This window comes from Porphyromonas asaccharolytica DSM 20707 (assembly GCF_000212375.1).
Taxonomy (GTDB): Bacteria; Bacteroidota; Bacteroidia; order Bacteroidales; family Porphyromonadaceae; genus Porphyromonas; species Porphyromonas asaccharolytica.
This window is the reverse complement of sequence record NC_015501.1, coordinates 912113-935490: the sequence shown is the minus strand read 5'-3', so window position 1 is coordinate 935490 and position 23378 is coordinate 912113. Positions and strand designations below refer to the sequence as shown.

15 protein-coding genes and 3 tRNA genes are annotated in these 23378 nt (G+C 50.5%); 16 read left to right on the top strand and 2 right to left on the bottom strand.

What is annotated here, in order from left to right; translation table 11 throughout:
* Positions 1-1359: a dipeptidase gene (locus tag PORAS_RS03735; protein WP_013760223.1), complete on the bottom strand. Its 1359-nt coding sequence runs from the start codon at positions 1357-1359 to the stop codon at positions 1-3.
* A 118-nt stretch (positions 1360-1477) separates the two neighbouring features.
* Between PORAS_RS03735 and PORAS_RS03730 the strand changes: the two genes are divergently transcribed.
* From PORAS_RS03730 to PORAS_RS03660, 15 genes are all read left to right on the top strand, one after another.
* Positions 1478-2164: a hypothetical protein gene (locus PORAS_RS03730; RefSeq protein WP_245528065.1), complete on the top strand. Its 687-nt coding sequence runs from the start codon at positions 1478-1480 to the stop codon at positions 2162-2164.
* Between the two features lie 73 nt (positions 2165-2237).
* Positions 2238-3461 (top strand): tyrosine-type recombinase/integrase, encoded by a 1224-nt coding sequence (locus tag PORAS_RS03725; protein WP_013760221.1) that lies wholly within the window; start codon positions 2238-2240, stop codon positions 3459-3461.
* A gap of 243 nt (positions 3462-3704) precedes the next feature.
* Positions 3705-3787: transfer RNA gene (locus PORAS_RS03720), tRNA-Tyr, on the top strand.
* A gap of 11 nt (positions 3788-3798) precedes the next feature.
* Positions 3799-3870, top strand: a tRNA-Thr gene (locus tag PORAS_RS03715).
* Positions 3871-3953: 83 nt separating this feature from the next.
* Complete coding sequence (gene tuf, locus PORAS_RS03710; RefSeq protein WP_004331700.1) at positions 3954-5141, top strand: elongation factor Tu; 1188 nt, start codon at positions 3954-3956, stop codon at positions 5139-5141.
* A 274-nt stretch (positions 5142-5415) separates the two neighbouring features.
* A tRNA-Trp gene (locus PORAS_RS03705) sits at positions 5416-5488 on the top strand.
* Between the two features lie 19 nt (positions 5489-5507).
* Positions 5508-5708: a preprotein translocase subunit SecE gene (gene secE, locus PORAS_RS03700; protein WP_004331705.1), complete on the top strand. Its 201-nt coding sequence runs from the start codon at positions 5508-5510 to the stop codon at positions 5706-5708.
* A gap of 233 nt (positions 5709-5941) precedes the next feature.
* Complete coding sequence (gene nusG, locus PORAS_RS03695) at positions 5942-6484, top strand: transcription termination/antitermination protein NusG (protein ID WP_004331707.1); 543 nt, start codon at positions 5942-5944, stop codon at positions 6482-6484.
* 186 nt (positions 6485-6670) lie between these two features.
* A complete protein-coding gene (gene rplK, locus PORAS_RS03690) occupies positions 6671-7114 on the top strand; it encodes a 50S ribosomal protein L11 (protein WP_004331712.1) in 444 nt (147 codons plus the stop codon).
* 15 nt (positions 7115-7129) lie between these two features.
* Positions 7130-7834 (top strand): 50S ribosomal protein L1, encoded by a 705-nt coding sequence (gene rplA, locus PORAS_RS03685; protein ID WP_004331701.1) that lies wholly within the window; start codon positions 7130-7132, stop codon positions 7832-7834.
* Between the two features lie 28 nt (positions 7835-7862).
* Positions 7863-8393: a 50S ribosomal protein L10 gene (gene rplJ, locus PORAS_RS03680; RefSeq protein ID WP_004331710.1), complete on the top strand. Its 531-nt coding sequence runs from the start codon at positions 7863-7865 to the stop codon at positions 8391-8393.
* Positions 8394-8443: 50 nt separating this feature from the next.
* Entirely contained in the window at positions 8444-8818 is a 375-nt protein-coding gene (gene rplL / locus PORAS_RS03675; RefSeq protein WP_004331709.1) for a 50S ribosomal protein L7/L12, read from the top strand.
* 280 nt (positions 8819-9098) lie between these two features.
* Positions 9099-12992: a DNA-directed RNA polymerase subunit beta gene (gene rpoB, locus PORAS_RS03670; RefSeq protein ID WP_425357264.1), complete on the top strand. Its 3894-nt coding sequence runs from the start codon at positions 9099-9101 to the stop codon at positions 12990-12992.
* A gap of 44 nt (positions 12993-13036) precedes the next feature.
* Positions 13037-17386, top strand: coding sequence for a DNA-directed RNA polymerase subunit beta' (gene rpoC, locus PORAS_RS03665; RefSeq protein WP_004331713.1), 4350 nt, complete (start codon positions 13037-13039; stop codon positions 17384-17386).
* 462 nt (positions 17387-17848) lie between these two features.
* Positions 17849-19408: a S41 family peptidase gene (locus PORAS_RS03660; protein WP_013760220.1), complete on the top strand. Its 1560-nt coding sequence runs from the start codon at positions 17849-17851 to the stop codon at positions 19406-19408.
* A 375-nt stretch (positions 19409-19783) separates the two neighbouring features.
* On the opposite strand, the gene PORAS_RS03655 is transcribed toward PORAS_RS03660, so the two are convergent.
* On the bottom strand, positions 19784-21391 hold the full coding sequence (locus PORAS_RS03655) for an InlB B-repeat-containing protein (RefSeq protein WP_013760219.1): 1608 nt from the start codon (positions 21389-21391) through the stop codon (positions 19784-19786).
* A gap of 595 nt (positions 21392-21986) precedes the next feature.
* Here PORAS_RS03655 and PORAS_RS03650 point away from each other — a divergent pair.
* Positions 21987-23375, top strand: a complete 1389-nt coding sequence (locus PORAS_RS03650) for a hypothetical protein (protein ID WP_013760217.1) — start codon at positions 21987-21989, stop codon at positions 23373-23375.
* Positions 23376-23378 lie beyond the last annotated feature (3 nt).

Genomic DNA, 23378 nt, shown 5'->3' with positions numbered 1-23378 from the left:
TTAGTTAAATAGTCGGTAAAACTCAGCTACCGCCTCGACACCCTTGCGGAAGACGCCTACCGAAAAGCTCTCATTGGGCGAGTGGATCGCATCCTCCTCTAGACCAAAGCCCATCAGCACTGTCTTGAGCCCGAGGATCTCCTCAAAAGCGGCAATGATCGGGATACTACCACCACTGCGTATCGCTAGAGGAGCCACCCCGTAAGCCTTCTCGACCGCCCGAGCTGCTGCTTGGTAAGCGGGTAGGTCTAGCGGACAGTAGTAGCCCGCACCGCCGTGCATCGGTGTCACCTTCACATGGACAGACTTAGGCGCAATCTGCTCGATGTACTCTTTCATCAGGCGGGAGATCTCCTCGTGATCCTGATTAGCCACTAGACGACAAGAGAGCTTAGCGTAAGCCTTGGAGGGTAGCACCGTCTTGGCGCCCTCGCCCTGGTAACCGCCCCAGATACCGCACACGTCAAAGGAGGGACGACAGCTGTTGCGCTCTAGCGTGATATAACCCTCCTCTCCCTGCGTCTCACGAATGTCAAGCGCACGGCAGTAAGCCTCCTCAGAGAATGGTGCCTTGCGAATCATCGCACGCTCCTCATCGGAGAGCGGCAGCACCTTGTCATAGAAGCCTGGCACCGTGATACGTCCCTTGTCGTCTACGATCTGAGCAATGATCTTGCACAGCTCATTGATCGGGTTAGCGACAGCACCTCCGAAGTGACCTGAGTGCAGATCCCTATTAGGGCCCGTCACCTCCACCTGCCAGTAGGAAAGACCACGCAGCCCCGCCGTGATGCTCGGTGTCTCCTCGCTCAGCATCGTCGTGTCAGAGACGAGTATCACGTCAGCTGCCAGCAGATCTTTATGCTTCCGACAGAAGGGCGACAAGCTCCCTGAGCCGATCTCCTCCTCGCCTTCGAAGATAAACTTCACATTGACCCCGACTAAGCCCAGTGCCTTGGCGGTTTCAAAGCCTTTGAGCTGGATCATGATTTGCCCCTTGTCGTCATTGGCACCACGGGCGTAGATGCGTCCATCGCGTATCTCAGGCTCGAATGGCTGGCTCTCCCATAGCTCTAGGGGCTCCACGGGCATCACGTCGTAGTGACCGTAGACGAGGATGGTCTTCGTTGCTCCAGGCTGCTTGTAGTGTCCGAAGACGATGGGATTACCCTCCGAAGGCATCACCTCCGCCTCCTGCACACCTAGTGAGAGCAGGTGGTCGCGCAGATACTCGGCAGCACGCTGCATGTCAGCCTTGTGCTCGCTCTGTGCACTGATCGATGGGATACGAACGAGACCATATAGATCCTCGTGAAAGCGGTTCTCGTGCTCCGCTATATACTCTTTGATATTTGCCATAGTAACGTTTTCTTGTTTTTCGATTGCCCCGTAAAGATACAAAAAAGCTCCCAACCCTCAACTTCGTATGGTAGGACTCTTTCCCCACTTCATTCTCTCTATTTTACTACCTTTGCGCATGACACTAGGCTCTACGACTATGCAGCACTTTACCATAAAGACTCTCCTCTTACAGCTTCTCCTACTCCTAGGAGCAACCTATACCATGGCGCAGGTGCGCGCCATCACGAGCAACGGCGATGAGGTGATGCTCTACCCCAACGGTACGTGGGAGTATATCAGCAGACAGCCCAATCCGTATGACTATCAAGAGCCCTCGGCAACTGTCGGAGCTGGCATCTCTGGCCGACATATCGGTGTCATAGTGCGCAAGCAGCTGCTCTTTGTCTTGCGCGATGGGGTCCTAGAGGATGTCATCGTCTATGACACAAAGGGTCAGCCCGCCTACTCCTATCGTGAGGGGGTTTACCAGCTCCCCTATGGGTGGCAAGTGAGGTACGAGCCTCTCTCCGACCGAGTGGCTCAATTCGGTCCCTACACATTTAAGTACCAGATGCTCTCGGATCGACTGGAGCGGGTCGGCACCTGCGAGATAGACTACGAAATGTTTTCCGACCGCATCAGACGGATTGGAGGGCACGAGATCCGCTACAACTCCTTCTCTAACCTCATCAGAGGCGTGGGCAAGATAGAGATCCTGTATGATGCCTTCAACGAGCGAGTCACAGGTCTTCGTGGGCAAGATCCCAACCTCGAGATCTACTTCATGCGTGACGGCAAGAATTGTCCACTCCCTCTGCTGTAACGCCTAGTGGGGATATGTAGTCTAAATGTTTCGCGCTCCATATCAATCTATATAAGTGACTAATCACGATCGTATGGATCACATCATGCTGACCGAAGAACTGGAGCAGACGCTAGAAGCCTTTATAGAGTACCTGCGACTAGAGCGAAACGCCTCTCCGCTCACGCTCAACACCTATCGTCCCGCCATCACTTCTTATATGGAGTGTGCTCTAGAGCTGGCAAGCGATGAGTGGCAGCCCAGTGACGCCGATCGGGATCTCGTGCGCAACTGGATCATGCAGCAGATGGACGACGAGCTGACCAGCACAACGGTCAATAAGAATCTGAGTGCCGTCAAGTCCTTCTACAAGTATCTCCAGCTACGAGGAGTCGTCGACAACAATCCGACCCGCTATCTGCGAGGACCCAAGCGAGAGCACACACTCCCCTCCTTCCTCACACAAGCCCAAATAGAGGAGGCTCTAGAGACGATCCCGACCGACCCAGAGGACTTTCTCGCAGTACGCAATCGACTCATCATAGAGACTATCTATCAGACAGGGTTACGCCGTGCTGAGGTGGCTAGCCTAGAGACACAGCAAGTCGATCTCGCCTCTATGTCGCTGCGTGTAGTGGGTAAGGGGCGCAAGGAGCGTATAGTCCCCTTTGGAGAGGCTCTAAAAGAGCAAATGAAGGCTTATCTCACATTAAAGGAGCAAAAAGTGGGTCAGTCTCGTTATTTTTTTGTTACTTTGAAGTGCAGACCGCTCTCAGGAGCTGACGTCTATCAAGTGGTACACAAAGCACTCGATATAGTGCCAGGATTGCCCCGCAGAGGAGCTCACACGCTGAGACACTCCTTTGCCACCGAGATGCTCAATGCTGGAGCTCCAATCACCTCCATCAAAGAGCTACTAGGGCACAGCAACTTAGAGACGACCACACGATACACTCACACCTCCTTCGAGCAGCTCAAACAATTGTATCACGCTCACCCTAGAGCACAAAGTCAAGTACCATCTATGATTAACGTACACATCCAGTCTCTACAGTTTGATGCCAGTGAGGCACTTCAAGAGTTTGCAAAAAAGAAGATCGACCGTCTCGCTCGCTTTGACGATACCATCATCAAGGCTGAGGTCACCTTGCGACTAGACAAGTCCAATGTTACCCAAGGCAAGATCGCTGCCATCCGTCTATTCGTCCCTGGTTATGACCACTATGCTGAAAAAGGGGCTGCTACCTTCGAGGAGGCTATCGATGAGTCTATCGATGCGCTAAAGCGTCAGATAGATCGCGCTAAAGCAAATAAATAGTCAGCACGTAGCTACTCAGTAGATAGTGGGTAGTGAGCAACGCTAATCAAGATCTGGAGTAAACCCTCATCATCCACTATCTACTACGCACTACATACTCTCGAAACGCTCTTTTTGAAAAGAAAGTTGCCCGAAAGTTTTGGTGTTTCCAAAATAGTTTGTACATTTGCACTCAGTTTGTGACGCCATTCATCTTTCTCAAGTGTGAAAAGTGACTAGGCAGCACAAACTGAAGTAGCAATCGGGCAGTTACCAGAGTGGCCAAATGGGGCTGACTGTAACTCAGCTGGCGTAAGCCTACGGTGGTTCGAATCCATCACTGCCCACAGATCAATATGCCTATGTAGCTCAGTGGTAGAGCACTTCCTTGGTAAGGAAGAGGTCCCGGGTTCAAATCCCGGCATCGGCTCTAAATATGGCAGCACCTAGCTCCTCGAGAGGGTGGATGCTCCTTGCAACGAATAAGATTAAGACAAACATAAGAACAAGGTTATGGCTAAAGAACATTTTCAAAGGACGAAACCACACGTCAACATCGGTACCATCGGTCACGTAGACCACGGTAAGACTACGCTCACCGCAGCAATCACCAAGGTGTTGGCTGACGCAGGCTTTACAGAGGCTCGTTCGTTCGACTCTATCGACAACGCACCTGAGGAGAAGGAGCGTGGTATCACCATCAACTCTTCACACGTTGAGTACGAGACAGCAAATCGTCACTACGCACACGTAGACTGCCCGGGCCACGCCGACTATGTCAAGAACATGGTTACTGGTGCTGCTCAGATGGACGGTGCTATCATCGTAGTTGCTGCAACTGATGGTCCTATGCCTCAGACGCGTGAGCACATCCTACTAGCACGTCAGGTCAACGTACCTCGTCTAGTTGTCTTTATGAACAAGTGCGACCTTGTTGATGACGAGGAGATGCTCGAGCTCGTAGAGATGGATATGCGTGAGCTACTAAGCTTCTATGACTTTGACGGCGACAACACTCCTGTCATCCGTGGTTCTGCTCTTGGTGCTCTCAATGGTGAGCCTAAGTGGGTAGAGAAGGTTATGGAGCTCATGGAGGCTGTAGACACTTGGATCCCACTACCTGAGCGCGACATCGACAAGCCTTTCCTAATGCCTGTAGAGGACGTATTCTCTATCACAGGTCGTGGTACTGTCGCTACTGGTCGTATCGAGACTGGTGTCGTTAAGGTCAACGATGAGGTTCAGATCATCGGTCTAGGTGCTGAGGGTAAGAAGAGCGTCGTAACTGGCGTGGAAATGTTCCGCAAGATCCTTGATGAGGGTGAAGCTGGTGATAACGTAGGTCTCCTACTCCGTGGTATCGACAAGGACGAGATCAAGCGCGGTATGGTCCTAGCACACCCAGGTCAGGTCAAGCCTCACGATCACTTCAAGGCTGAGGTCTATATCCTGAAGAAGGAAGAGGGTGGTCGTCACACACCATTCCACAACAAGTACCGTCCTCAGTTCTACATCCGTACGCTAGACGTAACGGGCGAGATCACACTCCCAGAGGGTGTAGAGATGGTTATGCCTGGTGATAACGTCACCATCGATGTCAAGCTCATCTCTCCAGTAGCTTGTAGCGTAGGTCTACGCTTCGCTATCCGCGAGGGTGGTCGTACCGTCGGTGCTGGTCAGATCACAGCTCTAGAGGACTAATAACCTACAGCTGACTTAGCCTCTCTTTGGCTCGTCTAGAGTCCACTTAAGGCTAGACAGCAACTTTACTTCTCCCAACTCCCTCCCCCACTAAATATAGATTCGCTCCCCTTGGAGCAAAGATCCTAGTGGGAGGGGGAGTTACGAGGAGTTTTCACCTCCACACTCATCATCTCTAGCAGATTGTTGTCTCCTGACTGACAGGGTACACACTGCACTAGATCCGTCCTATGCAAGTTAAGCAGTCGGACATATTATGAGATGGTGCTAACATACGGGTTTAGCTCAGTTGGTAGAGCACAGGTCTCCAAAACCTGGTGTCGGGAGTTCGAGCCTCTCAACCCGTGCAAACTATAAGATGCTCTTATGAATTTTTTCAAGCGTATAGGTACCTACACCAAGAACTGCTACAATGAGTTGGTACATAAAGTTAGCTGGCCCACTCGTAGCGAACTGATCAATAGCACAGTGGTCGTTATGATCGCTTCGGTGATCATTGCCATCTTTGTCGCTGGCGTAGACTTTATCTTCCAGCAACTTATGCAGCTAGTGTACGGTCTTGTATAGACTGCGCATCCAGTATAGAGCATTGACATATAAGCCTCGAGAGATAGACAACGTCTAGAAGCAAGCGTGCGACACAAGCATGGCTAACTCTAGATAGGGCTTGTGAAGCCCCTATAGCGATGTCGTTTATCTACAACTTAGTAAAGGCTTTACCGAATAGTCACAAACGGATCAACCGTATTCTATCATCGAATCTAATCTAAACTAAAGACATGAGTCAAGATTCACAACCCATGAGATTTTACGTTCTTCGTGTCCTCAGTGGACAGGAAAAGAAAGTCTGTGAGTATATAGAAGCGGCTAAGTCCAATGGAACTTTAGGCTCGTACGTACGTCGTGTATTAGTACCTACCGAGCAGGTGGTCTCACAGCGCAATGGCAAGAAGGTGGTCAAAGAGCGCCCCTACATGCCAGGCTATGTACTAGTGGAGGCTGCTCTCGTCGGAGATACAGAGCACACGCTGTGTACGATACCTAACGTAATAGGTTTCTTGAACTCTCGTATGAGTGATGGTCAGCTATCCCCAGAACCCCTACGTACTCAAGAAGTACAGGATCTCTTGGGACAAGCAGATCGCGACGCTGAGGGTGCTGGACGCTTTGACGTTGAGTACAGCGTCGGCGAGTCTGTACGGATCATTGATGGTCCATTCTCAGACTTCTCAGCAACTATCGATGAGGTCAAGAGTGATAAGAGAAAGCTCAAGGTGATGGTGAAGATCTTCGGAAGGAAGACTCCACTGGAGCTTGATTACACACAGGTCGAGAAGGAATAGAAGATTGTTACGGATCGAGCATACCGACTCATATTTGCTCACATAGGTGTAGTGCTAACTCTCGGACAGCATCGAGATGCGGTCTAGCTTCCAACTTAAAGACCTCTACTCGCTCCACGAGGATACTACCCTAGATGCAGTAATGACCTCCGTGTGTATCTGTTTATAATATAATCGAATAACAAAATGGCAAAAGAAGTTGCAGGGCAGCTTAAGCTGCAAATCAAAGGAGGGGCCGCTAACCCCTCGCCTCCTGTGGGCCCAGCACTTGGTGCTAAGGGTATCAACATCATGGAGTTTTGTAAGCAATTTAATGCCAGGACTCAGGATCGCGCTGGTAAGGTGTTACCAGTAGTGATAACCTACTATGCTGACAAGTCCTTTGACTTCATCGTCAAGACACCTCCCGTAGCCGTACAGCTACTAGAGGCTAGTAAGGCTAAGGGTGGCTCAGCAGAACCCAACCGAATCAAAGTCGCTAAAGTCACTTGGGATCAAGTTCGGACTATAGCAGAAGATAAGATGTCTGACCTCAACTGCTTCGCTGTCGAGTCGGCCATGAAGATGGTCGCTGGTACAGCTCGTAGTATGGGGATTAGTGTGACGGGTACGAAACCTGAGAATCTCTAATCGCAATCAACTGAAATGAGTAAACTAACAAAAAATCAGAAGATAGCAGCGAGTAAGGTCGAAGCAGGCAAGTCCTATTCACTAGATGAGGCTTCCAAGCTTCTGAAGGAGATTACCTTCACGAAGTTTGACGCTTCAGTGGACATAGACATTCGTCTGGGTGTCGATCCTCGCAAGGCTAATCAGATGGTGCGTGGCACTGTCTCACTGCCTCATGGTATCGGTAAGGAGGTACGTGTCCTAGCACTCTGTACTCCAGACAAGGAGGCAGAGGCGCAAGAGGCTGGGGCTGACTATGTCGGTCTCGATGAGTACATCAACAAGATCAAGTCTGGATGGACTGACATTGATGTGATCATCACCATGCCTAGCGTCATGGGCAAGATCGGAGCTTTGGGTCGTGTACTAGGACCGCGTGGTCTGATGCCTAACCCCAAGAGCGGTACCGTAACAAATGATCTCGGTGCTGCAATCAAGGAGGTAAAGGCTGGTAAGATCGACTTCAAGGTCGACAAGGCAGGTATCATACATACCTCAGTGGGTAAGATATCTTTCGAACCTAAGCAAATTAGAGAAAACGCCAAGGAGTTCATCGACACGGTGGTACGCCTGAAGCCGGCCTCTGCTAAGGGAACCTATATCAAGAGTATCTACCTCTCTACATCAATGAGTGCAGGGATCAAGATAGATCCCAAGTCAGTCGTATCCGTAGTAGAATAACGTCTCACCAACTAAGAAACACAATTCTATGAAAAAGGAAACGAAGTCAACTGTCATCGAGCAGTTACACTCTTATATAGAGAGCTACCCCAACTTCTACTTGACTAATATCGAGGCGCTCAATGCTGAGAAGACGAGCGAGCTACGCCGTCTTTGCAACAAAAGTGGCGTCAAGCTGGTCGTAGTCAAGAACACACTGATGCGTCGTGCACTCAGCGAAATCGACTCTGTCGATTACGCAGAGCTCTACGAGTCTCTCAAGGGTAACACGGCCGTCATGTTTTCAGAGGTTGCTAATGCTCCTGCTAAAGCGATCAAAGCTTTCCGCTCTGACAATAAGGAACTCGGACGTCCCGACCTAAAGGCTGCGTACGTTCAGGAGGGCTTTTACATCGGAGCTGACCAACTCGAGACTCTGGTCAACATTAAGAGTCGCGAGGAGCTCATTGCTGACATTGTAGCTATGCTGGAGGGCCCAATCCAGGGCGTACTCGGGCAGCTTGATTCAGCAGCTGGCACTATCCATGGGGTCTTAGATACCCTAGCCGAGAGGCAATAAACATCTAAGAAATCACTTCAATCAGAAACAAATATAACATCAATACAGACATGGCAGATATAAAGGCTATTGCAGAGACTCTTGTTAATCTCACAGTAAAAGAAGTAAGCGAGCTCAAGGAGCTCCTCAAGGAGGAGTACGGTATCGAGCCAGCAGCTGCAGCTGTCGCTGTCGCTGGACCTGCAGCTGGTGCTGCAGCAGAGGCTGAGGAGAAGACCTCTTTCGACGTTGTACTCAAGAGCTTTGGTGCTGCTAAGCTTGCAGTTGTTAAGGCTGTTAAGGAGCATGCAGGTCTTGGTCTCAAGGAGGCTAAGGAGCTAGTCGACGGTGCGCCTACGAACGTTAAGGAGGGTGTTGACAAGGCTACAGCTGAGGCTCTCAAGGCTGCACTTGAGGAGGCTGGTGCTGAGGTTGAACTAAAGTAAACCCGCTTGACACCTGTCTGACACAGGTCATATTGGTTAAGGATTCCCCCCTTGATACGTATGGGGGGAGTTCTTAGCCTTTTCGCATCTTTTGCTCTCTGGAGGCACCACTCACAGATGAAGTTGTCACAATGCTGCGTGACACTTCCTATACGTTGAGGAGGTGTCTTGGATTGTCAGATAGGCCTAGATACAAGTCTCTAGAGCTAGACACCCATAGCTCGATCTCTCGAGTAGTAGCTCACTGCACCCAGTAAGCACCTGCTCCCCGCCTCTCTCGATGAGAGCAGCTCCTCTCCCCTACATTTACCATTTCTCTCTGAAGCATACGATGGCATCCAAACCAACTAATACTAGAAAGAGCTTTGCATCTATTGCTCATCCAATGGAGTACCCTGACTTCTTGGAGGTGCAGCTCAAATCTTTTCAGGACTTCTTTCAGCTCAACACTCCTGCCGAGAGTAGAAAGAAAGAGGGATTATTTAAAGTCTTCTCTGAGAACTTCCCCATCGAAGACACTCGCAACAACTTCAAGCTCCTATTTGAAGACTACTTCGTAGATCCTCCTAAGTATTCGATAGAGGAGTGCTTGCGCCGTGGTCTGACCTATAGTGTCCCCTTGAGGGCTAAGCTCAAGCTCACCTGTGAAGACCCCGAGCACGAAGACTTTGAGTCTACCGTACAGGACGTTTTCCTGGGCTCTATCCCCTATATGACACCTGCGGGTACGTTTGTCATCAATGGTGCGGAGAGAGTAGTCGTATCTCAGCTACACCGCTCACCAGGCGTCTTCTTTGGATCCAGTCTACATAACAACGGGACGAGGCTATACTCGGCTCGTATCATCCCATTCAAGGGTTCTTGGATTGAGTTTGCTACTGATACGAACAACGAGCTATACGCTTACATCGACCGTAAGAAGAAGCTCCCCATCACGACCCTCCTACGTGCCATCGGCTATGAGACAGACAAAGACATCCTTGATCTCTTTGGCATCGCTGAGGAGATCCCTGTCACGCTAGAGTCACTACAAGCGAACTATGGGCGACAGCTAGCTGCCTCAGTCATACTAAAGTACTACGATGAGGAGAGCGAGGAGGAGACAGGAGAGACTGAGACCTTCGCCCGATACAACACGCTCGTAGAGCAAAATGCTATCCTAGACGAAGACAACGCTCAGGTCATCCTAGAGAATGGTATCGAGACCATCCTGCTACGTCGTGACTTAGCCACATCCGATCAAGAGTCTACAGACCAAGAGGTCATGGACTACTCGATCATCTTCAACACGCTCAAGCGTGACTCAGCCAATTCTGAGCAAGCTGCCTACAATTTCATCTATAACCTCCTGCGCAACTCTACTCCACCCGATGATCAGAGTGCTAAGGAGATCTTCAACAACATCTTTTTCTCAGAGAAGCGTTATGATCTAGGCGATGTAGGGCGCTACAAGATCAATAGCAAGCTAGGACTAGACATAGATCCCGACGTCAAGATCCTCACAGCTGAGGATATCGTTGCGATCATACGTCACTTGATCAAGCTCGTCAATGGTAAGGCTCCAGTCGATGATATCGATCACCTATCGAATCGTCGTGTCAGAACCGTCGGAGAGCAACTATACAACCAGTTTAGTATAGGACTGAGTCGTATGGCTCGTACGGTCAAGGAGCGTATGAACGTACGTGACAGTGAAGTCTTCACACCCGTCGATCTAGTCAACTCCAAGACAATCGCATCGGTTGTCAACAGCTTCTTTGGGACCAACGCGCTCTCACAGTTTATGGATCAGCAGAATCCACTCTCTGAGATCACGCATAAGCGCCGTCTATCGGCACTAGGTCCAGGCGGTCTGACTCGAGATCGTGCTGGCTTTGAGGTGCGAGACGTACATTACACCCATTACGGTCGTCTCTGCCCTATCGAGACGCCTGAGGGTCCAAACATTGGACTTATCTCCTCGCTATGCGTCTACGCTAAGATCAACGAACTAGGATTCATCACAACTCCTTATCGTAATGTCAAGGATGGTACTGTAGACTTTGAAGACTCCAAGCTAGCCTACTTTACCGCTGAGGAAGAGGAGGACAAGACAGTGGCTCAGGGCAACGCACCTCTAGACGATGATGGACACTTCATCCGCTCGCGTGTCAAGGCGCGCTATGGCGCAGACTTCCCCGTGGTGGAGCCTGAGGAGGTAGATCTGATGGACGTCTCTCCGACGCAGATCGCTTCGATTGCAGCTTCGCTCATTCCATTCCTCGAGCACGATGATGCAAACCGTGCTCTCATGGGATCTAACATGATGCGTCAGGCTGTACCTCTACTAACACCCGAGGCTCCTATCGTAGGCACGGGCATCGAGCGCAGACTAGTCTCAGACTCTCGTACTCAGATCGAGGCTGCGGGCGATGGCGTAGTCGTTTATGTCGACGCCACCAAGATCGTGGTCGACTATGACCGCACAGAGGAGGAGGAGCTTGTCAGCTTCGAGCCCTCAGAGGTTACATATAGTCTTCCCAAGTATCGTAAGACCAATCAGTCTACAACGATAGATCTAAGCCCCATCTGTCGCAAGGGAGACCGAGTCGTCAAGGGACAAATACTCTCCGAGGGCTTCTCCACACAAGATGGTGAGTTAGCACTCGGCCGCAACATTTTGGCCGCTTACATGCCTTGGAAGGGGTACAACTACGAGGATGCGATCGTGCTCAACGAACGTGTCGTCTCAGAGGATCTCTTCACTTCTATACATGTCGATGAGTACTCACTCGACGTACGTGAGACGAAGCGTGGTATGGAGGAGTTTACAGCAGACATCCCCAACGTAAGTGAGGAAGCTACCAAAGACCTCGATGCCAACGGTATCGTTCGTGTCGGTGCTCGCATTGTCCCAGGCGACATCCTAGTAGGTAAGATTACACCAAAGGGTGAGTCTGACCCCACTCCTGAGGAGAAGCTCCTCTTAGCCATCTTTGGCGACAAGGCAGGTGATGTCAAGGACGCTTCGCTCAAGGCTTCCCCCTCGCTCAAGGGTGTCGTCATCGACACGAAGCTTTACTCACGAGCCAATCGTAAGGGAGGTATATCAGCTACGCGCAAGATCACACAGCGCTATGAAGAGGAGCTCTCCAAGCTTCAAGCTGCACTCAAGGAGGAGCTAGTCTCCAAGCTTCAGATCATACTCAAGAAGCACAAGACCACGGCAACGGACTTCGTCGACTACATCGGTGTCGTCAAGGTCAAGGCTGGTACACGCATCTCCAAGTCTCTGCTCCTCGAACTAGACTACAATGATCTGAGAATGTCTGACTGGACCAATGACGAGCATACTAACGAACTTGTCAAGCAGACGATCGCTAACTATATCAAGAAGGACAAGATCACGATTGCAGAGGTTAATAGGCGCAAGCTCGATGAGACTCTCGGTGATGAGTTGCCTTCAGGTATCATCCAGACCGCTAAGATCTTGATCGCTAAGAAGCGCAAGATACAAGTCGGCGACAAGATGGCTGGACGTCATGGTAACAAGGGTATCGTCTCCAAGATCGTACGTCGTGAAGATATGCCTTACCTGCCAGACGGTACGCCAGTAGACATCTGTCTTAACCCGCTAGGTGTGCCTTCACGTATGAACCTAGGACAGATCTTTGAGGCTGTTCTAGCATGGGCTGGGCGAAAGCTCGGAGTCAAGTTTGCGACCCCTATTTTCGATGGAGCCACGCTTGATGACCTCAATGCATGGACGGACAAAGCTGGTCTACCACGAGGTGGTCAGATGAAACTCTATGATGGCGGTACAGGCGAGCCCTTTGATCAGGAGGCGACCGTAGGTGTCACCTACTTCCTCAAGCTCGGTCACATGGTCGACGACAAGATGCATGCTCGCTCTATCGGTCCGTACTCACTGATCACACAGCAACCTCTCGGTGGTAAGTCCAACTTCGGAGGTCAGCGCTTCGGAGAGATGGAGGTGTGGGCACTTGAGGCCTTCGGTGCGGCACATGTCCTCCAGGAGATCCTCACCATCAAGAGTGATGACGTCGTAGGTCGCTCTAAGGCTTACGAGGCGATCGTACGTGGCGACAACATGCCCACGCCAGGTCTCCCCGAGTCTCTCAACGTGCTACTCAATGAGCTCAAGGGTCTAGCCCTCAGCGTACATATTGAGTAACCCCTCCCCTATCCTTACACACTATATATAGTCAGACTTAAGTTATGGCATACAAGACAGCCCCTAAGAGCAAGACCACCTTTTCATCCATTAGGCTCTCCCTGGCATCCCCTGAGGAGATCCTAGCGGCATCACATGGAGAGGTTACGAATCCGAATACTCTTGACTATAAAACATACAAGCCAGTACGTGACGGACTCTTCTGCGAAAGAATCTTCGGTCCAGTCAAAGATTACGAGTGCAACTGTGGTAAGTTCAAGCGCATACGCTTCCGTGGTACCATCTGCGACCGTTGTGGTGTAGAGGTTACGGAGAAGAAAGTGCGTCGTGAGCGTACTGGACATATCAAGCTCGCTGTACCCGTAGCTCATATTTGGTACTTCCGCAGTCTACCTAACAAGCTCGCCTCTCTGCTCAATCTCAAGTCGAAAGATCTTGAGGCGATCATCTACTACGAGAAGTATATCGTACTGCAGAGCGGTGTCTCTGATCTAGAGGTCAATACAATACTTACCGAGGAGGAGTATCAGGCCAAGCTAGACGAGATCGATCAGAGCCATCCAGACAACTACGACCTGCCAGAGAGTGACCCAGACAAGTTTGTCGCAAAGATCGGTGCAGAGGCACTCTATGAGATGCTCTCCAATCTAGATCTAGACACTCTCTCCTACGAGCTCCGTGACAAGGCTCAGACCGAGACCTCACAGCAGCGCCGTCTAGACGCACTCAAGCGACTCAACGTCGTCGAGTCCTTCCGAGCTTCCAAAGATATCAACCGTCCCGAGTGGATGATCCTCAAGGTGGTACCAGTCATACCGCCCGATCTACGTCCACTTGTACCGCTCGATGGTGGTCGCTTTGCAACAAGCGATCTCAACGAGCTCTATCGTCGTGTCATCCTGCGTAACAATCGTCTCAAGCGACTTCTAGAGCAGAGCGTCCCCGAGGTGATCATTCGCAATGAGAAGCGCATGCTCCAGGAGGCTGTCGACTCACTCCTCGACAACTCACGTAAGTCAAGTGCATTCAAAGGCGAAAACAACCGTCCTCTCAAGTCTCTCTCAGACAGTCTCAAGGGTAAGCCCGGTCGTTTCCGTCAGAACCTACTCGGTAAGCGTGTAGACTACTCTGCACGTTCCGTCATCGTCGTCGGCCCTGAGCTACAGATGCATGAGTGCGGTCTACCCAAGGATATGGCTGCTGAGCTCTACAAGCCCTTTATCATTCGCAAGCTCATCGAGCGTGGAGTCGTCAAGACAGTCAAGAGCGCTAAGCGTATCGTAGATCGTCGTGACAACGTCATCTGGGAGATCCTTGAGAACGTTATGAAGGGGCACCCCGTATTGCTCAACCGTGCTCCGACACTACACCGTCTAGGTATACAAGCCTTCCAGCCTAAGATGATCGAGGGCAAGGCTATTCAGCTACACCCCTTGGCTTGTACCGCTTTCAACGCCGACTTCGATGGTGACCAGATGGCTGTACACCTACCCCTAGGCAACGAAGCTATCCTCGAGGCTCAGCTACTCATGCTCGCCTCACATAATATTCTCAACCCTGCCAATGGTGCACCTATTACCGTGCCTTCACAGGATATGGTCTTGGGACTCTACTATATCACCAAGATCCGCAAGGGAGTCAAGGGTAGCGGGCTCACCTTCTATGGAGTCGAGGAGGCTAGGATTGCATACAACGAGGGTAAGCTAGACATTCACGCTCCGATCAATGTCCTGATCCATAACGTCCTCGAGGGCGACCAGCTCGTCAGCAAGATTATCGAAACCTCTATGGGACGTATCATGGTCAATGAAAACGTCCCCACCGAGGTTGGTTACATCAACGAGACCCTAGGTAAAGGCACTCTCCGCTCCATCATCTCCAATGTGATCAAGGTGTGTGGCTTTGCCAAGACCGCACAGTTCCTGGACAAGATCAAGAACCTCGGATACCACATGGCATTCAAGGGAGGTCTCTCATTCCGTCTGCAAGACGTCGTCATTCCTAAGGACAAGGAGAAACTCGTTGCTGAGGGCAATGAGCGTGTCGAGGAGATCTTTGCTCAGTACAACGAGGGCTTTATCACCAATACGGAGCGATACAACCAGATCATCGATACGTGGAGTAATGTGTCGAACAAGATAACTGCTTCGCTAATGAGGCAGCTAGCTCAGGACGACGAGGGCTTCAACAACATCTTCATGATGATGGATTCTGGAGCTCGTGGATCGAAGGAGCAGATTCGTCAGCTCGCTGGTATCCGCGGTCTGATGGCTAAGCCTCAGAAGAGTGGTTCAGGCGGTGGACAGGTCATTGAGAACCCTATCCTCTCCAACTTCAAGGAGGGACTCTCCGTGCTGGAGTACTTTATCTCCTCTCACGGTGCTCGTAAGGGTCTAGCCGATACCGCCCTTAAGACGGCAGATGCTGGTTACCTGACCCGTCGTCTCGTAGACGTTTCGCACGATGTCGTCATCTCTGAGGAGGACTGCGGCACACTACGAGGCATCGAGATGTCTGACGTGATGAAAAACAGTACCGTCGTCGCTACTCTAGGTGAGCGCATCCTCGGTCGTACCTCCGTTCATGACATCAAGCACCCCGAGACTGGAGAGTACATCGTACGTGCTGGTGAAGAAATCAACGAGACGGTTGTGGCTGCTATCAACGCTGCTGGCATCGAGACCGTCGAGGTACGCTCTGTACTCACCTGCGAAACGAAAAACGGTGTCTGCGCCAAGTGCTACGGTCGCAACCTCGCTACCAACAAGCTCGTACAGCGCGGTGAGGTGGTCGGTGTCATCGCAGCGCAAGCTATCGGTGAGCCTGGTACACAGCTGACGCTACGAACCTTCCACGCTGGTGGTACCGCGAGCAACCAGGAGACCGATGCCACCATACGTGCACGATTCTCTGGGGTCATCGAGTACTCAGACATCCGCTACGTAGACGTGGAGCGTGCTGGACGAGATGGCAATATGCGGTCCGCACACATCGTGGTCAATCGTACCGCTGAGCTCCGCATCCTAGACCCCAAGACTGGCGTCATACTGCAGCATGAGCTGGTACCCTATGCCAGCACCATCTTCTTTGCCAACGGCGCTACCGTCAGCAAGGACGACACGCTGCTCAACTTTGACCCACACAATACAGCTCTTATCTCTGAGTTCTCTGGGCGTCTTGTCTTCGAGAATCTTGTCGAGAAGGTCACCTTTGAGTACGAGACTGACGAGAGTGCTTCGCACAAAGAGATCGTCATCATTCGCAAGCAAGGTGTCAAGAACAATCTCATCCCGACGGCTCAGATACTAGACGACAAGGGCAATGTACTGCGCTCGTACAATCTCCCCGTCGGTGCTCACCTCGTCAAGGAAGATGGCGATATGATCACACAGGGTGACATCATCACCAAGACGCCTCGCGCTATCTCGGGTGCTGGTGATATCACGGGTGGTCTACCTCGCGTTCAGGAGCTCTTTGAGGCACGCAATCCTTCAAGTCCTGCTGTCGTAGCAGAGATCGATGGTACCATCGACTTCGCTGGTGTCAAGCGTGGCAATCAGGAGATCTCCATCACCTCCCGTCTAGGTGAGATCCGTAAGTACTTCGTACCACTTACGAAGCAGATCCTCGTACAGCCAGGCGACTATGTACGTGCCGGCATGCCCCTCTCGGAGGGTGCTGTCACGCCAGCCGACATCCTCGCCATCCAGGGTCCCACGGCCGTGCAGGAGTACATCGTCAACGAGGTCCAGGACGTCTATCGTCTACAAGGTGTGAAGATCAACGATAAGCACTTTGAGGTGATCGTCCGTCAGATGATGCGCAAGGTACAGGTCATCGATCCAGGAGACACCCTCCTAATGCCACAGCAGATTGTAGACAAAAACGAGGCTTCTGAAGAAAACGACAAGCTCTGGGGCATGAAGGTAATCACCGACGCCGGTGACTCCACCACCATGAAGCCTGGACAGATCATCTCTAGCCGTAAGCTACGTGATGAGAATAGCTCCCTCAAGCGTCGTGACCTCAAGCCCGCTATAGCACGTGATGCGATGCCTGCTACGACCAATCAGATCCTACAAGGTATCACAAAGGCTGCGCTACAGACGAGAGGATTCATCTCAGCAGCATCCTTCCAGGAGACCTCTAAGGTACTCAACGATGCTGCCATATCGGGCAAGGAAGACAAGCTCGAGGGCATCAAGGAGAATGTCATCTGCGGTCACCTGATCCCTGCCGGTACAGGTCTACCCGAGTATGACAAGCTTCTCGTAATGTCGCAGAAGGAGCATGAAGAGATCGAGGCTCAGAGCCGTCAGACAGGATCTGACGCCAGCTACCGCGCCAAGAAGCTCGACGAGGAGAAAGTCTCCGAGACAGCTCCCGCTAAGTAACAAGTGCCTCACAGATCTTCTCGCACGACAGCTCTAAAGTAAAGATTATCTCAGGAGCGCTCCCTATAGCCTCCTAACAGATATAAGCAACGAAAAGGAAGGCTCGCCTCAAAGGTCCACACGACCTCATGAGGCGAGTCTTCCTTTTGTTATGCCCCTTCGACCGAGCACAAATATCGGAAGACGAGACGAGTAGTCCGCTGTAGGGACGCTCGGACAGTGTTTAGCGGGAGGGCGTCCGTTGTAGTACAGAGAGACGTATTCCATTGCAATCAAATCTTGACGTTGTAACCTTTGACACAACGGGCGCCCTTCCACTCGATACTCACCGAGCGCTCCTACAGCGGGTTACTCGATTTGCGAAATTAAGTGTTAGGCTCCTTCACAAGTTCTTAGTACCTTCGCCCTAGCACTCAATCTATCAAGTGCATTCACCCATCAATCACACAAAGTCCTACCATTATGACGAGTAGATTTGTCCCCTACTTACTGAGATCGCTATGTCTATGTCTGTTAGCGTTCAATACTTACGCTCAAGACGTTATCACATTTGCAGACAGCCCCAGCCCAGCTACTCTAACCCAAGAGGAGAATGCCACACAAAGGGATCTACAAGTGCTTGGCAAACTTCTAAAGGAGAGTCACCCCAAAATGCTTGAGGAGAGCTTTGCGATTAGTCTGGATAGTGAACTAGCTAAGTTTTATCAGCTAGCCAAGCATATCGATACCCCTTCCGATTCGTACCTTCTTCTTCAGCAATTTACGAGTTTGATGGGTGACGGTCACACTACGCTGACTCTTGACACCGCTCTGTTTAAGACTTACTACCCAATTAGGCTAGGGATCGAAGAGTACCCTACCGTGCGTCTCATGACAGCCCCTAAGACCCTTCAGAGCTATGTCGGAAAGGAGATTAAGTCCATCTGTGACATCCCCATCCTAGATGTTGTCGACACACTCAGACGCTATATTAGTGCGGACAATGTGCAGTACTCGCTCTCGCAAGTAAGTGCTTTGGGTTCATTCTGTATCTATTGGAGATCTCTAGGCTTGGATACTTTGAAAGTTACATTTGCTGATATGGACTCCATCTTTATCTCGCCCATATCTGTGAGTGATAGAGTGGAGTTGTATAGCAGCCCAAATGCGAAACATTACAGCACGCTTACTGCTCCACGAAAAGCTCTGTACTGGTATGACGTGATGGCAGCTCCAGGAGTTGCTTACCTCCAGATGAACGCTATGAAAGACTATCAGTCTGAGTATAGTCGCATTACTAGTTCTAAGCCAAGTGGCTATAAACTAACCCCTCAAGAGGAGGCATACCTATCCTCTCTACCTCGCTTTTCGGACTTTATTGATCAGATGTTTCAAGAGATGGATTCGCTTCATACGCACACACTGATCATAGATCTTCGCTACAATTCAGGAGGGAGTAGCATGCTTGGCGATATGCTACTTGAATACTTGCCCACGCAAAGAGAGAGCACTTCAAACTATACATATCACCTACGAGTATCTGAGTTATGGAGAAGTAACTGCCCCTCCCTGTCCGAGAGGATTCCGAAAGCGTACTCTGGGAAGATGATCGATGGAAAGACTTTTAGTGACCTGATCCTTACAGATGGTCAAAGTCAAATGTCTCGCGCTCAGAGCCACACTCCTCGACGAACTTTTAAGGGAGATGTCTACATATTCGTTGGAGAGAAGACCTTCAGTAGTGCTGGGATGCTCGCAACTGTAGCACAGGATGCAGGGGTGTCCCTTATCCTTGAAGATGCTAGCTCACCTTGTGCCTTCGCCCCTTGCCACTATGGAGATGTAATCGGATTCACGCTACCCAACAGTGGCTTTAAGGGTTATACTAGCAGTAAGTCTTTTGTGCGTCCAGATCAGACAAGATGTGGAGAGAAGAGACTTGTTCCCGATAGATCTATTCCTCAGACTAAGGATACGACCCAGCTTGGAGCGGATCCGCTGTGGGAATATGTCATCAAAACAACATCAGAGACAAAAGAGTAGAGCCTACGATGCGCTCGCTCTCATTTCGAGCTCGCTCTTACGGGACGATCACCTTGCGATTGTCCACGATATAGACACCTCGTGGTAGATCACGCATCGCCTCATTGTAAGCTGGGATTATTAGAAAGAGAGAGAGTTTTTGCTTAGACGTAACTCCTATCTTTCTAAGTTTAACTGCAAGAGAAACGCGAAGAATTGCTAGCCATACTGCGAAGTAGAAGCCTAACTCAACTGAGCCTAAAGACAGACCCCGTAAGTCTCATCCACAACAGATTAGTCATGGGTGGACCTACGGGGTCGAGGGGGGGAGAGACACTCCGCAGAGCTACGATGTTGACATAAGCGGAGCGTGTCGGGAGGCTCTAGTCAACTGTGTTATCGGACGATGAGCCATCCGTTATGCTCCTCGGCGATCACAAGGTACTTACCCGATGGATAACTAGACAGGTCTATCTCGCCTTGTCCCAGATCATCCGCCTGAATGGTTGCCATGCGCTTACCTTCCTGTGTATAGATAGAGATGTCGCTGTAAGGCTTGAGGCCATACACTCTGGCTAAGTCTCTTGCAGGATTGGGCGTAATCGTGAGCTCCTGTCTCTTAGTCGGATCAGCTATGCTCTTGACACGATGAAATGTGACAGTGATCTCTACATCCTTGGTGACTAGGTAGACTTTGTCTTCCGTTATGTCCTGATCTCCAGCCTTGATGCTCTCTAGCTCATAGCCTTCGTCAGGTGTCGCCTCTATCTTTATCTCTGTAGCAAAGGGGACCCGCTCAGGATCAGTCACCTCTAGGACTTTTGCTGTGCCACCCTCTCCGACAGATAGTGTCACGTGGAGGAATGTCGTATCGCTTCCCTCATATGGGATGAGATCCTTAGTCTCAGGATTGAAATCGTAGACAGTCCATCCCTTGGCGTTTGCCTCTGCTACTTGTGCTTTGAGGATTACGTTTTGCTCTTTGTCGCTATGTGTATTGACAGCGACCAGTTTGGCACCCTCTTTTTGCAGCAAAGATGTCACGAGAGCCTGCATATCGTTGGGGTAGATGCGGTTCTCTATGCACCAGATACTTTTCAACTCGGGATTTTGAGACAAGTCCATCGTCTTTATGACGTTATGCTCTACAGACATCACCTGTAGCTTAGGGCAGTGAGACACGTCGATGTCTTGTAGCTGGTTGCTCTCGGCGGCTAGTACAGTGAGCTGCTCGAGCGGAGAGAGGTCTAGTGAGGAGAGCTGGTTGTTATAGCAGTCTAGTCGTACGAGCTTGGTCTGTGCAGAGAGGTCTATATCCGTGAGCTTGTTGTTGGCTACGAGCAGCCAGGTAATAGCTCCATTGTTGGCTAGGTCTAGGTGGTCTATATTGTTAGTCCCTAGGTCTACCACCTTTACGTTAGGACATCCACTCAGATCGATGGCTGTCAGCTGATTGTTAGCAGCCTTGAGCATTGTAAAAGAGGGAAGGCTAGCTCCTAGCTTGAGGCTCTGAAGCTGGTTATCAAAGCAATAGACCTCGTATAGATCCTTACATTTGGATAGGTCCAGCTGCTGGAGCTTGTTTTGCTGACAGTAAAGCATCGATAGGGCTGTGTTATCTCCTATATTTAGCTCTGTGAGCTGGTTGCCCGAGCAGTTGAGCTGTTGTAGACATGAGATACCTGATAGATCTATTGCTGTGAGCTTGATCTCTTGGCATCCCAAGTCGGTTATCTCCCCCATGAGCTTGATGGTAGGCGAGGTTACCGTATACTGATTACCAGCGAATGTTGATTCGCCCGTGGGTGTGAGTCCCTCGATAATTGGATCCTCCCAATCATCCGTCTCGAAGGAGAGCCAAATGGTGTCTCCGACGGAAGTCTCTGTGGTGAGCACAATCGTCGGAGTTGTAGTCTGTGTCTCATCGCCAGTAGCCTGAGCGGTAGCCAAGAGTGGCAATATCAGAAGCAAGGCACAGAACAATGTTTTTGTAGCTGTTTTCATGACTTATATCTGTTTTAGGTTGGTAATTTGTCTCTTGATAAGAAGCAAGGAATGAAGGAGTATCTCAAACTATTCACAAGCAAATATACGTAATTGGATGGTACTATGCTACAAGCATTTATCGGTCTGGATTTCGCAAATTGGTAGTCCGATGAAACGAGTAACGATGATGTAGTGACGTCCAGCGTGGGGGCATCCGTTGTATCAAAGCAATACGAGCCGTACGTTCCAACAAATCGCTACACGTCTCTAATTTCTAACCTCTAATTCAATAGCCACGTGGAGAATTCCAAATCTCCACGTGGCTATTTTTTATTCTCCACGTAGGGACGAAATGATTCCTCCGAAGTTTCATTTGATTCCTCCGAAGTTTCATTTCTCGCCTACGTAGGGATTTTTCATTTCCTCGGTAGAGATTTGAGATTTGCTCGGTAGGAATTGGAGCGAAACCGAACATTCTCACAGTAATCGGAGCTGACTGGTCGCTCTCGCCTATACTAAAAAAACGTATCTTTGTGATCATAGCAAGGGAGATCGAAGAGCTAGAACAGAGGCCTCACTCCTATGCCTAACCCTCTAACTACTAGATATACTTATGACACGCTCCTTACTTCGACCCCTGCTAAGCGGGCTGCTGACCCTCCTCACTTTAAGTTATTCACTATTGGCTCAAAATGAGGTCCCCAAGCAATTGGTCATCTACTCTCACGATCAGAATCAGCAGGTCATCAAGAGGACGTTTGACATTGCTGAGGTGGACAGCATACGCTTCATAACGGTAGAGACCCCTGCGATCACAACTTTCGAGATCAAGGATGTCTCTGCGACGGCTTCGTCTGTCACCTTATCTGTCGTACCCTCAGACAGTAAGACGACTTACTACATCGGGCTGGACAATAAGGCGCACTACGACAAGACTTTCTCTACTGAAAAAGCTTATCTAGACAACCAGATTCAGGTACTACGTACGATGGCAAAAGCCAACGGGAAGGAGTTCACCGACTATCTAAAGGAGATCCTCAAGCAGGGACCAGCCACGCATACCGAGGAGGATCTGTATAGCGAGACTGAGTACTATATCTGCGTCTTCGGGCTGGATGAGACAGGACGTGTGACGACTCCGCTGCACAAGCAGGTGGTGACTACCGCCGCTCTCACGCCGATAGATGATACTACCTTTGAGCTACTTGCGACAGAGCAGACGTCTCAGTCCCTAACCATACAGGTCACGCCTTCTAACCTGAGCACCTCTTACTTTTGGGGATACTTTACCAAAGATCAGTACGCTGAGTATGACTCTGACGAAAACGCTGTCGCTGATATCATCTTCAATGCGGAGATGTTTGACGATGTCGACTGGAGCAAGCCTGAGAGTACCTTAAGAGGTGTGCAGTCTATTACGATCTCTGACTTGAAGCCTAATACGGAGTATGTCTTGCTCGTCTTCGGCATATCTGCAGAGGGTAAGCAGACGACGAAGGTGGCAACCCTACAGCTGTCTACTGCAGGCGCAAGCGGTGCGATCCCTGAGAGTCCCATACCCTTTGGCTCTAACAAGGAGCAGATAGCAACCTATGAAGCGTCTGCGGGGACGACCTTAGACAGTGACTTGTCTGGTTCTCAAGGGTTTGAACATATGTATGTGTACCGAGTCAATCAGTCTCCGATTATCATGCGTATCTACTTCGTCTCCAAGGATGGAGCTGGAGAGCTCAACGAGTACTGGGCTGTGCTGGACAACTATGATAAGGTCTTTCAAGAGGCAGACGGCAAGGTCTCGCTCACGGAGAGCTTCGTAGCGAGCCTCACAGAGAGTGGCTATACAACTCCGACAGCTAGCGAGGAGGGCACATTTCTCTCTAGCAAAGGCGACCAGTACGATCTCATGATCATGCCTGGCACGGGTGGAGACCTAGGGATCGAAGTGGATAAGATTGTAGTTCTAGACTTTGCACCTCGCGGAGAGTTTCTACCCAAAGAGTAATCA